The sequence below is a fragment of the Bhargavaea cecembensis genome (assembly GCF_000826125.2).
In the GTDB taxonomy this organism is placed as follows: Bacteria; Bacillota; Bacilli; order Bacillales_A; family Planococcaceae; genus Bhargavaea; species Bhargavaea cecembensis_B.
Genome location: NZ_LN651373.1, coordinates 755,145 through 767,251, shown reverse-complemented (window position 1 = coordinate 767,251; position 12,107 = coordinate 755,145). Strand labels below are relative to the sequence as shown.

The 12,107-nt window shown below is 59.0% G+C and carries 17 protein-coding genes; 1 reads left to right on the top strand and 16 read right to left on the bottom strand.

The window, feature by feature from the left end; genetic code table 11:
• Window positions 1-84: 84 nt before the first annotated feature.
• Both BN1189_RS16120 and ssb read right to left on the bottom strand, forming a co-directional pair.
• Window positions 85-246: a hypothetical protein gene (locus tag BN1189_RS16120; protein WP_179860938.1), complete on the bottom strand. Its 162-nt coding sequence runs from the start codon at window positions 244-246 to the stop codon at window positions 85-87.
• Between the two features lie 82 nt (window positions 247-328).
• Window positions 329-1,030: a single-stranded DNA-binding protein gene (gene ssb, locus BN1189_RS09460; RefSeq protein ID WP_052455788.1), complete on the bottom strand. Its 702-nt coding sequence runs from the start codon at window positions 1,028-1,030 to the stop codon at window positions 329-331.
• Window positions 1,031-1,336: 306 nt separating this feature from the next.
• Between ssb and BN1189_RS09455 the strand changes: the two genes are divergently transcribed.
• Complete coding sequence (locus BN1189_RS09455; RefSeq protein ID WP_040227660.1) at window positions 1,337-1,792, top strand: YwpF family protein; 456 nt, start codon at window positions 1,337-1,339, stop codon at window positions 1,790-1,792.
• An 875-nt stretch (window positions 1,793-2,667) separates the two neighbouring features.
• Here the strand turns inward: BN1189_RS09455 and BN1189_RS09450 are convergent.
• From BN1189_RS09450 to BN1189_RS09385, 14 genes are all read right to left on the bottom strand, one after another.
• Entirely contained in the window at window positions 2,668-3,090 is a 423-nt protein-coding gene (locus BN1189_RS09450; protein ID WP_052455787.1) for a hypothetical protein, read from the bottom strand.
• 91 nt (window positions 3,091-3,181) lie between these two features.
• Window positions 3,182-3,565: a hypothetical protein gene (locus BN1189_RS09445; RefSeq protein ID WP_040227658.1), complete on the bottom strand. Its 384-nt coding sequence runs from the start codon at window positions 3,563-3,565 to the stop codon at window positions 3,182-3,184.
• The gene (gene fabZ, locus BN1189_RS09440; RefSeq protein WP_040227657.1) at window positions 3,565-4,014 is read right to left on the bottom strand and encodes a 3-hydroxyacyl-ACP dehydratase FabZ; all 450 of its coding nucleotides are present in this window, start codon (window positions 4,012-4,014) and stop codon (window positions 3,565-3,567) included. Before fabZ ends, BN1189_RS09445 begins: the two co-directional genes overlap by 1 nt.
• A gap of 39 nt (window positions 4,015-4,053) precedes the next feature.
• On the bottom strand, window positions 4,054-4,545 hold the full coding sequence (locus tag BN1189_RS09435; RefSeq protein WP_257125409.1) for a DNA-directed RNA polymerase subunit beta: 492 nt from the start codon (window positions 4,543-4,545) through the stop codon (window positions 4,054-4,056).
• On the bottom strand, window positions 4,542-5,537 hold the full coding sequence (locus BN1189_RS09430) for a rod shape-determining protein (RefSeq protein WP_040227656.1): 996 nt from the start codon (window positions 5,535-5,537) through the stop codon (window positions 4,542-4,544). Before BN1189_RS09430 ends, BN1189_RS09435 begins: the two co-directional genes overlap by 4 nt.
• Before the next feature lie 184 nt (window positions 5,538-5,721).
• Window positions 5,722-6,009, bottom strand: a complete 288-nt coding sequence (locus BN1189_RS09425) for a sporulation transcriptional regulator SpoIIID (RefSeq protein ID WP_040227655.1) — start codon at window positions 6,007-6,009, stop codon at window positions 5,722-5,724.
• A gap of 128 nt (window positions 6,010-6,137) precedes the next feature.
• Window positions 6,138-6,512, bottom strand: a complete 375-nt coding sequence (locus BN1189_RS09420; RefSeq protein WP_441296270.1) for a peptidoglycan DD-metalloendopeptidase family protein — start codon at window positions 6,510-6,512, stop codon at window positions 6,138-6,140.
• 163 nt (window positions 6,513-6,675) lie between these two features.
• Complete coding sequence (locus BN1189_RS09415) at window positions 6,676-6,963, bottom strand: sporulation transcriptional regulator SpoIIID (protein WP_040227655.1); 288 nt, start codon at window positions 6,961-6,963, stop codon at window positions 6,676-6,678.
• Window positions 6,964-7,091: 128 nt separating this feature from the next.
• Window positions 7,092-7,754: a M23 family metallopeptidase gene (locus BN1189_RS09410; protein WP_040227653.1), complete on the bottom strand. Its 663-nt coding sequence runs from the start codon at window positions 7,752-7,754 to the stop codon at window positions 7,092-7,094.
• Between the two features lie 31 nt (window positions 7,755-7,785).
• Complete coding sequence (gene spoIID, locus BN1189_RS09405) at window positions 7,786-8,775, bottom strand: stage II sporulation protein D (RefSeq protein WP_040227652.1); 990 nt, start codon at window positions 8,773-8,775, stop codon at window positions 7,786-7,788.
• Window positions 8,776-8,936: 161 nt separating this feature from the next.
• Window positions 8,937-9,482, bottom strand: coding sequence for an IS3 family transposase (locus BN1189_RS15875; protein ID WP_441296269.1), 546 nt, complete (start codon window positions 9,480-9,482; stop codon window positions 8,937-8,939).
• A gap of 256 nt (window positions 9,483-9,738) precedes the next feature.
• The gene (spoIID, locus tag BN1189_RS09395) at window positions 9,739-10,728 is read right to left on the bottom strand and encodes a stage II sporulation protein D (protein ID WP_040227652.1); all 990 of its coding nucleotides are present in this window, start codon (window positions 10,726-10,728) and stop codon (window positions 9,739-9,741) included.
• A gap of 161 nt (window positions 10,729-10,889) precedes the next feature.
• Window positions 10,890-11,768 (bottom strand): IS3 family transposase, encoded by an 879-nt coding sequence (locus BN1189_RS09390; protein WP_052455554.1) that lies wholly within the window; start codon window positions 11,766-11,768, stop codon window positions 10,890-10,892.
• Window positions 11,762-12,037, bottom strand: a complete 276-nt coding sequence (locus tag BN1189_RS09385) for a helix-turn-helix domain-containing protein (protein WP_040224721.1) — start codon at window positions 12,035-12,037, stop codon at window positions 11,762-11,764. The genes BN1189_RS09390 and BN1189_RS09385 overlap by 7 nt, the downstream gene beginning before the upstream one ends.
• Between the last annotated feature and the right edge of the window lie 70 nt (window positions 12,038-12,107).

The window sequence follows — 12,107 nt, the reverse complement described above, 5'->3', positions numbered from 1 at the left end:
CCCGCCACACGGACCTTACTGCAGACGGCCCGGCCACCCCCATGGCCGGGCCGTCTTTCCCTGTATTCATATCAAGCGGTCTACTCACTGCTTCATGACAAAGTTTAGGATGTCAGCGTCCTGCCGGTACCGTTCATCGAGCCGTTTTTCAAGATGAACCACCCGCTCGTTCATATGTGCCACGATGCGGATCAACTGTTCGATTTGCTGCTCGGTTCGGATCAGCTGGTCTTCAATCTTTTTCATTTCGCTCGTTTTCCTTTCGGTTAGGTGGTTGGCCGGCCCTGGCCCATCGGCCCGCCGGCGCAGCGGTCGCGCCGGCCTGGCGTCATGGGCGGATCGGGAGTCCGGCTTTCTCGCTATCCGGCAATGTCAGTCCATCGGGCAGCGGGCCTGTTCCTTGGGCGGACGGGGCGCCGCTCATGCCGGCTGCGACCGTCTCGCGCTCCCGGTCGGGTGCCGGCCGGGGCTGGCCGCCCGGCGCTCCGTTTCCGTCGGCATGGACGTGATGCCCGCGGGTGTTCTGTGTAGGGTGGGGTTGGGTATATCCGTCCGGTTGCCGGTCGGCATCGGGACCGTCGGGCGCGGTCTGCCCGCCGTCCGCATGCTCACCTGCAGGCGCCGGGTGTCGGTCCTGTCCGGGATCCGGCCCCGGATTCCCTTCATCTCCGGCCTGGGCGGAAGCGGAGAGCAACTCCTCCGCCTGCTTTTCCAAACTTCCGGCCGGCGGTTTCAACTGGAGGAATTTCAGCTCCTCGCAAAGCACTTCCGTCACATACACACGTTCTCCGTTTTTCACGTAAGACCGGGACTGGAGCCGGCCGCACACGCTGATAAGCGAGCCCTTGCCGCAGTACTCCACGGTGCTCTCGGCCGACTTCCCCCAGATCGAGCAGAGGACGAAATCGGCTTCATTATCCTTGAACTTCTTTTCAACGGCCAGGACAAACCCGGTCTGGACTGCACCGCCGGCAAACGTCTTAAGCTCCGGATCCTTCGTAATCCGGCCGATCAATGCCACCTGATTCACGCGTTCACCTCCTTCCCTATTCGTAAGCCCAGCATACCCGACCGCCCCCAAAACGCGCAAAGCGCGAAAATTCAATTTTGATGGCCGATTTTGCGCCAAAATTGAAAAATGGAGCAGGCGGCCAAATGACGGATTTTCGGCCATTCCCGCGTCCCGTGCGGCTTTAAGGAGAATTCCGGCGAACCCCAATTTGGAATTTTGGCAGTTTCGGAATTTATTTTTCCTGGCCCGGTTCGGAGGGGGTTCGAGCCCGTCCCGGCGGTGTGATATACTGGTGGAAGACTAGCAACAGGGGGTGCGGTTTCCGTGAAATCGTTCAAAATGATCTCGACCTCATTCGTCAAGGACGGCCATGTCTTCCGCTATCCGTTGATCGACGGCATCATCATCAACCAGGAAGACAGCCACCGCTCCTGGATCCTCGAAATGTTCATCGACAAAAAACACAAGGCCACCTTCGACGACCTGCTCGAAACCGGAGAACTCCTCCACGCCAAAGCCGTCATCTCCTACCCGGAAAACGAACCGGCGGCCTTCACCGTCGCCGTCTACGCCGTCAAGGAAATCGGCGACAACATCTCCGTCCTGCTCAAAGGCACCCTGAAGCGCATCCGCTCCCAATACGCGGAACACCTGCTCGAAGAACTCGTCGACCAGGGCCTCGAAGGCGACCTCCTCGTCGACCGCTTCACAAAAGACATGAAAAACCGGCCCCAGCTGCGCCGCGACCGGGACCGAAACCAAAACCAACCGACAGAATAAGAAAAGAAGCCGCTCCATGCCGACGCTGAATCCGCCGGCATGGAGCGGTTTTTTGGAGGTGGTTGGTCCATATATTTGTTGGGGGATTCAAATTCTGTGGACGCGTCCGGTGAATCCACGGACGCATTTGGCCTCGTGCCATTTTCGTGGACGCATCCGGTGAGTTCGTGGACACATTTGGCCTCGTGTAATTTTCGTGGGCGCATCAGGTGAGTTCGTGGACGCATTTTCCCTTGCGTAATTTTCGTGGACGCATCTGGTGAGTTCGTGGACGCATTTGGCCTCGTGCCATTTTCGTGGACGCATCCGGTGATTCCATGGACGCATCTGGTGAGTTCGTGGACGCATTTGGCTTCGCACAATTTTCATGGACGCATCCGGTGATTCTATGGACGCATTTGGCCTCGCACAATTTTCGTGGACGCACTCCGGTGATTCCATGGACGCATTTTGCCTCGCACAATTTCCGTGGACGCATCAGGTGAATTCATGGACGCATTTGGCCTCGCGTAATTTTCGTGGACGCAACCGGTGATTTCATGGACGTATTTGGCCTCGCCCAATTTCCATGGACGCATCCGGTGATTTCGCGGACGCAACAGGCCGTTCCGCGGATGCATTTCCCTCCTACATAATTTCCGCGGATGCAACGAGCAATTTCACGGACGCAACAAGCCATTTCACGGATGCATTCCCCCTCTCCCAATTTCCGCGGACGCAACAGGCCGTTTCGCGGACGCACTCCCCTTCCCCCATAATTTCCACGGATGCATCCACCACTTTCCCGGACACACTCCCCCAGTCCCGCACTTTCACGCAAACACCCCAAACCACGTAAAAACCCGGCACATGTCCTGTGCCGGGTTGTCCCCTTTTTACCTTCCGTTCCGGTCGCGGTTGAGGTCGTCTTCCATGATGCGGTCGCGGTCGTCGTTGCCGGTGCCCGTTCCGCCGCCGTTCCCCGCACCGTTTCCGTTGTTTCCGTTCCCCATCCCGCCGTCATCGCCGTTTCCGTTGTTTCCGTTCCCCGTCCCGTCGCCATTGCCGCCGTTGCCGTTGTCATCGCCGAATTCACCGAATCCCGGGCCGGTGCCGTCCGGGTCGACGGTGCCGCTCGGGGTGCCCCCGTTGCCGTTCCGTCCGTTGTTGTCCCGGTCGTTCGGCATCATGTCGTTGCCGTCATTCAGGTCTTCCATCGGTGTTTCGTTGTCCGGCGGCAGGGCTTCGTTGTCGTCGTTGCCGCATCCGCCGAGTATGGCCACCGTGGCGATGAGTGCCGGCGCTGCTTTCTTCCACATGAAAAAACCTCCCCTGGCTATTGATCGCACGGGCCCATGCGATATTGTAGGTTGGCCGGTTCGGGGAGGTTCTATTAAGGTTTGGGCTTTCCTATTTCAGCCTTCCCACGAGGAGGCTGTGGACGTATGATGCCTCGGACTGGCACGCATACTGATAACGGGTATCGAGTTTTTCCTGCATCCATTCGATTTCGGCGATCATCTCTTCGGACGGCGGTTCTTCGACGACCGCCTCGACCGTTTCATTGATGAGCTGCGCGAGCGATATGTGGAAGCCGGCGTCTGCCCGCAGGCTTTTCGGCATCTCGTCAAGCAGGTCCGTTTCGAACGTCACATAGGTTATCCAGTACGCGAGGAACGTCTCCGAATCGAAGGCTTCCTCATTCCATCGCCGTTCGTCCATGAAGCGGACGAACGCGTGCCGGATCGACTTGCGAAGGGCGGGCTGCAGTCCCGGGCCGAGGGAAAGCACCATCAGGCACCGTCCCCTTCGTCCGCGACCGGGCCGAGTGCGAACAGGATATCCGCCTCGCAGGCGATTTCCCCGTCCACTTTTGCGACGGCATGGCCTTTGCCCATCGAGCCGCGCAGCCGGGTGAGTTCGACTTCAAGGTCGAGCCGGTCTCCGGGCTTGACCTGGCGCTTGAAGCGGCAGTTGTCGATGCCCGTGAAAAATGCAAGCCGGCCGGCGTTCCCCTCAATGGACAGGACCGCGACCGCTCCGACCTGGGCCAGCGCCTCGACGATGAGGACGCCGGGCATCACCGGGTAGCCGGGAAAATGGCCGTTGAAAAAGTCTTCATTGATCGTGACGTTTTTAAATCCGGCCGCGCGTTTGCCTTCCTCGATCTCCGTGATCCGGTCAACGAGCAGGAACGGGTAGCGGTGCGGCAGGATGGCCTGTAACTGTTCTGTCGTGAGCATTCGTTCTTCCCCCTTATGTATGTGCGGAAATTCAGTTGTTCATTCTTCCCCGCGGATGATGTCGAGGATATGTTTCCATGTGTCGGGCTTCAGCGCATCGACTGCCTTGCCTTCCCCGAGCACGCCGTATCCGAACATGAGTCCGAGTGCGACAGCCGCCGCTATGGCGAGCAGGACGATGAGGATCCGCAGCCAGATCGGGATGAGGCGGATGCGGACCCAGCGTTTTGGCTTCGCCTCCCCGTCCGCACGGGCCGGCTCTTCCTTCCCTGCGCGTTCCGCCTGCGCGGATTTCGCCTTTTTCCTGTCCGCCCGCAGCCTTCTCCGTTCTTCGCTGCGTTCACGCTCACGGTCCGCCGCTGCGTTCGTGGCGCGGAGCACCCGTTTTTTCGTTTCCGGCGGTTTGCCGCGGCGGTCCGGGCGGCTGGCCCGGGGCTCGGTATTCAGTTCGGTTTTCCGGTTTTCATTCATTGCGATAGCTCCCTGCTTGCCGGTGCCGATGAGGCGGTCCGGCCGTTCCGATGGATTCATTTCTTCTGGAAGTTGGTTTTCCGGCTGTCGAGCATGATGCCGGTGCCGGCGACGACGCAGCCGAGCGGGTCCTCCGCGAGGTAAACCGGGACTTTCAGCTCCTCGGCCAGGAGCTTGTCCAGGCCGTCCAGGAGTGCCCCGCCGCCGGTGAGCGTGATGCCCCGGTCGATGATGTCCGCCGACAGTTCCGGCGGGGTCTTCTCAAGGACGTTTTTCGCCCCCTGCACGATCGCCGCGACCGATTCCCGGATGGATTCTGCGACTTGCGCGGAGCTGACGGTGACCGCTTTCGGGAGGCCCGTCGCGAGGTCCCGGCCGCGAATGTCGAGCGTCTTGACTTGCGCACCCGGGAAAGCCGTTCCGACTTCTTTCTTGATCTGCTCGGCGGTCGCTTCGCCGATGAGCAGGCGGTCGTTCTTCTTGACGGCCTGCAGGATGTCCCGGTCGAACGTATTGCCCGCGATCTTCACGGATTCCGACGTGACGATCCCGCCCATCGACAGGACGGCAATATCGCTCGTCCCGCCGCCGATGTCGATGATCATATTGCCGCTCGGCTGGTAAATATCCATGCCCGCGCCGATTGCGGCCACTTTCGGCTCTTCTTCGATATAGACCCGGCGGGCCCCCGATTTGATGGCCGCATCCTGGATCGCCTTCTGTTCCACGGCAGTAACTTTGACCGGACAGCAGATGAGGATCCTCGGCTTCGAAAGGAACCCTTTCACGCCGAGCCGGTCGATGAACGCCGTCAGCATCTTCTCTGTCATGTCGAAGTCGGCGATGACGCCGTCCTTCATCGGGCGCACCGTCTTAATCGTTCCCGGGGCGCGCCCGATCATGCGGTGCGCCTCGGCTCCCGCCGCCAGCACCCGCCCCGTTTTCTCTTCGACCGCCACGACCGACGGCTCATCCAATACGACCCCTTTGCCTTTCACATGGATGAGCACATTCGCCGTTCCGAGGTCGATTCCGATATCCTTGGAAAACATGTCCGCGCCCCTTCCGCCCGGCTTCATGCCCGGGTTGATGCTATCTAGACCATTCTAACATAGCCGAAACCCGTTGAACATATGGCGGACAGGTGAATATTGGCGGATCCGGGAGAGGCGGACGCCGGCGGAACACACAGACACCCGCCCCGCCGGAAACGTCTCCCCGGCGGGACGGGCATCTTCAGTCGGACCTGACAGGAGCTTCCTCCTGCCGGGCGGGAAGGCTTTGCCGCCATTTCCTGCGGGTCGCCTCCCCGCCCCTCAGATGGCGGACGGCCTTGTGGTAAGCGAGCACCCCGGCGACTTCTTTCGCCAGTTCCCCGTTCACGTCCGGGAGGCGCTCCGTCAAATCCTTGTGTACCGTACTTTTGGAATAGCCGGTCGTCCGCGCGAGGGCACGGACCGTGGACCCGGTCTCCAGCAGCAGTTCCCCGAGCATGAGGCATCGGCGCCGGATATGTTCGTGCACGTTCTCTTCCTTTCCTCTTGTCGGAACGCTTTCCACAACGTATGCGAAAAACGCCGCGTTCAGACCCGCAAACCAAGCCGTTTAAGAAAAGAAGAAAGACGGGAGGCCATGGCCTGCCCGCCCGTCAGTCAGAACGCCAGGAATTCTCCCGGATTCACGGCGACGCCGTCTTTCGATACTTCAAAGTGGAGATGATTGCCCGCTTGCGGGTTCCATTCATTCGCCGTGGTCGTCGCGATGACGTCTCCCTGGAGGACGGCGTCGCCTTTCTCGACGAGGATGCCGGTGACGGAGCCGTACGTCGTCTTCAGCCCGTCCGCATGCTTGATTGTAACCCGGTTGCCGGTGAAGTCGTCGATGACGATGTCTTCGACCGTCCCGCTGAGCGCGGCGACTACTTCAAACGGTTCCTCCCCGCTTGATAGCGAAATGCCGCTGTTCGTCACGTAGGACTGGTGAAAGACGAGAAGGGATTTCTCGCGTTCTGTTGAATCGGCTTCCATGTCGTAGAATCCTTGGACGACGGACATATTGTCGAGGAGCGCTTCGTCAAACGGGAACTTCATCGTTTCGTTTTCCGCGTTCGTCTCGATCGTCACGTCGCCGCCCTTTTCNCACACAGCCCCCCGCCCCGCCGGAAACGTCTCCCCGGCGGGACGGGCATCTTCAGTCGGACCTGACAGGAGCTTCCTCCTGCCGGGCGGGAAGGCTTTGCCGCCATTTCCTGCGGGTCGCCTCCCCGCCCCTCAGATGGCGGACGGCCTTGTGGTAAGCGAGCACCCCGGCGACTTCTTTCGCCAGTTCCCCGTTCACGTCCGGGAGGCGCTCCGTCAAATCCTTGTGTACCGTACTTTTGGAATAGCCGGTCGTCCGCGCGAGGGCACGGACCGTGGACCCGGTCTCCAGCAGCAGTTCCCCGAGCATGAGGCATCGGCGCCGGATATGTTCGTGCACGTTCTCTTCCTTTCCTCTTGTCGGAACGCTTTCCACAACGTATGCGAAAAACGCCGCGTTCAGACCCGCAAACCAAGCCGTTTAAGAAAAGAAGAAAGACGGGAGGCCATGGCCTGCCCGCCCGTCAGTCAGAACGCCAGGAATTCTCCCGGATTCACGGCGACGCCGTCTTTCGATACTTCAAAGTGGAGATGATTGCCCGCTTGCGGGTTCCATTCATTCGCCGTGGTCGTCGCGATGACGTCTCCCTGGAGGACGGCGTCGCCTTTCTCGACGAGGATGCCGGTGACGGAGCCGTACGTCGTCTTCAGCCCGTCCGCATGCTTGATTGTAACCCGGTTGCCGGTGAAGTCGTCGATGACGATGTCTTCGACCGTCCCGCTGAGCGCGGCGACTACTTCAAACGGTTCCTCCCCGCTTGATAGCGAAATGCCGCTGTTCGTCACGTAGGACTGGTGAAAGACGAGAAGGGATTTCTCGCGTTCTGTTGAATCGGCTTCCATGTCGTAGAATCCTTGGACGACGGACATATTGTCGAGGAGCGCTTCGTCAAACGGGAACTTCATCGTTTCGTTTTCCGCGTTCGTCTCGATCGTCACGTCGCCGCCCTTTTCGGATCCCGATTTGGCGACTTCCTGCTGACCCGGCTGATCATCTTTTACAACTGCCTGATAAGTCCAGACCATCCCGATGAATAAAAGCGCAAAACCGGAATAGACGGCCGGCCAGAACCAGGACTTCCTGCTTTTCTTCTTCTGAGAAGGAGTGGTCGGTTTGTTCTCTTCTCTCATAGTTCATCACCTCAACCGCAGTCTTGGCAGGTCAAGGTGATTTTAAACATGCGGAATCATCGGAAGACAACTTTTTTATCACCGTTCCGCTGTAATAATGAGAGAGGATCTTTTCGGCCTTCCAGCCGTCCCGCGCAAGGGCTTCCGCGCCGTACTGGCTCATGCCGACCCCGTGGCCGTACCCTTTCGTGAACACGTGGACGACCTGCTTGTCCGGATCGAACGCAACGTCAAAATCCGTGGACCGCAGCCCGAGCTTTTCCCTCATGTCGCGGCCGGACATGTTGAAGCCGTCGGCGACCGCTTCCTGTACCCGGCCGGTCTCGTTCCGCTTCAGCCGGAGCGTGCGGAACCGGTCCGCCGTCCAGTCCGGGCCGAGCGCCTTGTTCCACGCCTGCAGCGTAAGGGTGACCGAATCCTCAAACGCCGGGGCGACCGCCTCCTCCCCCGGACTCTCGACGCTCCGGAGGTACGGAATATCGTTGCCGCCGTAGTTCTTCGCCGTCTCGGTCCGTCCGTTGCTCGTCGAGAAGAACATTGCGGAAATGAGTTCGCCCTCGTGCACGAGCACGCTTCCCGCCGTCGCCTCCACCGCCCTCCTCACTTTTTGTTCATTCTCGTCAAAGGACTTGTCCCACAGTTTTTTGCGCTCCGCCGGGGACTTGTACACCTGATGCGCCGTGCTCGCCTTCAGCGCGCCGTCCGTGCCGCCCGCCACCCGGAGCGCATACGTCCGAGCGGCGATCGCCTGCGCCTTCAAGGCCTCCTCCTGGAACTTCACCGGCATCTCCCCCGCCACGACGCCGACCACATACTCCTCAAGCGGAACAGGCTCCGGCTCCCCCTCCACCTGCAGGAACGCCTCGCACGCCGCGGCCGGGCTCTCCCCCCCGTCCGGCTTGTCCGCCGTGACCGGCAGCGGCTGCTCGGGCGCAGGGGAAGCCCCGGAGAGCGGATCCTTCAGCAAGATCGGAATGAAAAATAATAAAACAATGATGAGAACTCCCCATAATTTGTCCATAGCCGATTGTATGAAGCGGGGGAAGGTGGATAGAACAGACGGAGGGCGGTCCGCGGCGGGTGGAAAATAAAACCTGGACGACTCAACGCCGAATGCGGACGACTCAAGCCCGTGTGGTCTGGTCCCTGTCAAGTTTACAGTTGATTCTGTCCGATAAAGATTCAGGCAGCCAACACACTTCCGACCTCGGCAGGAGGCACGCCGTGCTTGAGCTGGAGGCGTTCGTGGTTATAAAAGTAGATATATTCCTCGATGGCAATCCGAAGCTCCTCAAGAGACCGAGGGTCGCCAAAGCAGGCAATCTCAGTTTTGAAGTGACTGAAAAAGCTCTCGATGCATGCATTATCCCAACAGTTGCCGCGCCGTGACATGGACGGTGTCAGGTTCATCGACTGAAGGCGTTTCTGGTATCTCAGGCTCATAAACTGGCTGCCCTGGTCGCTGTGGATAATGGCCTTCTTCCGGTTCCCTTTCACCTTCTCCAGCATCTCGAGCGCTTCCAGGACCAGGCCGGTGTCCTGGTTCGGCCCGTAGGCGAATGCTACGATCGAGTCGTCGTACAGGTCCTTAATGGCGCACAGATAGGTCCAGTGTTCCGTAGGAACGAAAGCGCGCACGTATGTGATATCCACCGAGAATTTCTTCATCGGCTTCGTGGCTTTAAAGTTACGNTTGTCGAGGAGCGCTTCGTCAAACGGGAACTTCATCGTTTCGTTTTCCGCGTTCGTCTCGATCGTCACGTCGCCGCCCTTTTCGGATCCCGATTTGGCGACTTCCTGCTGACCCGGCTGATCATCTTTTACAACTGCCTGATAAGTCCAGACCATCCCGATGAATAAAAGCGCAAAACCGGAATAGACGGCCGGCCAGAACCAGGACTTCCTGCTTTTCTTCTTCTGAGAAGGAGTGGTCGGTTTGTTCTCTTCTCTCATAGTTCATCACCTCAACCGCAGTCTTGGCAGGTCAAGGTGATTTTAAACATGCGGAATCATCGGAAGACAACTTTTTTATCACCGTTCCGCTGTAATAATGAGAGAGGATCTTTTCGGCCTTCCAGCCGTCCCGCGCAAGGGCTTCCGCGCCGTACTGGCTCATGCCGACCCCGTGGCCGTACCCTTTCGTGAACACGTGGACGACCTGCTTGTCCGGATCGAACGCAACGTCAAAATCCGTGGACCGCAGCCCGAGCTTTTCCCTCATGTCGCGGCCGGACATGTTGAAGCCGTCGGCGACCGCTTCCTGTACCCGGCCGGTCTCGTTCCGCTTCAGCCGGAGCGTGCGGAACCGGTCCGCCGTCCAGTCCGGGCCGAGCGCCTTGTTCCACGCCTGCAGCGTAAGGGTGACCGAATCCTCAAACGCCGGGGCGACCGCCTCCTCCCCCGGACTCTCGACGCTCCGGAGGTACGGAATATCGTTGCCGCCGTAGTTCTTCGCCGTCTCGGTCCGTCCGTTGCTCGTCGAGAAGAACATTGCGGAAATGAGTTCGCCCTCGTGCACGAGCACGCTTCCCGCCGTCGCCTCCACCGCCCTCCTCACTTTTTGTTCATTCTCGTCAAAGGACTTGTCCCACAGTTTTTTGCGCTCCGCCGGGGACTTGTACACCTGATGCGCCGTGCTCGCCTTCAGCGCGCCGTCCGTGCCGCCCGCCACCCGGAGCGCATACGTCCGAGCGGCGATCGCCTGCGCCTTCAAGGCCTCCTCCTGGAACTTCACCGGCATCTCCCCCGCCACGACGCCGACCACATACTCCTCAAGCGGAACAGGCTCCGGCTCCCCCTCCACCTGCAGGAACGCCTCGCACGCCGCGGCCGGGCTCTCCCCCCCGTCCGGCTTGTCCGCCGTGACCGGCAGCGGCTGCTCGGGCGCAGGGGAAGCCCCGGAGAGCGGATCCTTCAGCAAGATCGGAATGAAAAATAATAAAACAATGATGAGAACTCCCCATAATTTGTCCATAGCCGATTGTATGAAGCGGGGGAAGGTGGATAGAACAGACGGAGGGCGGTCCGCGGCGGGTGGAAAATAAAACCTGGACGACTCAACGCCGAATGCGGACGACTCAAGCCCGTGTGGTCTGGTCCCTGTCAAGTTTACAGTTGATTCTGTCCGATAAAGATTCAGGCAGCCAACACACTTCCGACCTCGGCAGGAGGCACGCCGTGCTTGAGCTGGAGGCGTTCGTGGTTATAAAAGTAGATATATTCCTCGATGGCAATCCGAAGCTCCTCAAGAGACCGAGGGTCGCCAAAGCAGGCAATCTCAGTTTTGAAGTGACTGAAAAAGCTCTCGATGCATGCATTATCCCAACAGTTGCCGCGCCGTGACATGGACGGTGTCAGGTTCATCGACTGAAGGCGTTTCTGGTATCTCAGGCTCATAAACTGGCTGCCCTGGTCGCTGTGGATAATGGCCTTCTTCCGGTTCCCTTTCACCTTCTCCAGCATCTCGAGCGCTTCCAGGACCAGGCCGGTGTCCTGGTTCGGCCCGTAGGCGAATGCTACGATCGAGTCGTCGTACAGGTCCTTAATGGCGCACAGATAGGTCCAGTGTTCCGTAGGAACGAAAGCGCGCACGTATGTGATATCCACCGAGAATTTCTTCATCGGCTTCGTGGCTTTAAAGTTACGCTTCAAGAGGTTCTGCGCCACCTTCCCCTCTGTACCGCCGTGACGGTACCCTTTGCGGCGAATCCGACATTTGAGCCCATATCGGCGCATGATTCTGGAGATTCGCTTGATATTGACGGTGAGCCCGAACTCTCTCTGGAGCGCCAGCTTGATCCGGCGTCGCCCATAGGTTCCCCGGGACTTGGCGAACACCTTGGAGATATAGTGAAACATCTGCTCATCCTTGAGATCCTGGGCAGAGTGATCCTGCCGCTTCTTCCACTTGGCATAACCCTGCCGGGAGACATCCGACGCCTCCGCGAGGAGGGAGACCGAAAAGGTGTCCTTATTCAGGTCGATGAACAGGAAACTATCTTGTTTGCTTAACACCCCCTTTTCAGATCCAAGAGCTTTTTTAAGAGGAGGATCTCCGCCTTCTGCAGTTCAATCAGAGCATCCTTCTCATCCGACGGTTTCCGGCCATTCTTGCCCCTGGCGTCATGCAAAGCCTCGAAGCCATCCATCTCCACTTTTTCGACCCAGCGTCGGATCGTCCGATCCGAGACATTGTACGAAAGAGCCAACTCCTCAGTGGAAGAGCCTTCAAAAAATTCCTCCACTGCTTTCACTTTTATATCGTAATCCCGCTTCTGGTTCATTTTTCGGCACCCCTTTTCGTTACTCCTAGTGTGACAGAATCAAGGTGTAAACTCTAAGGGGACCATATCA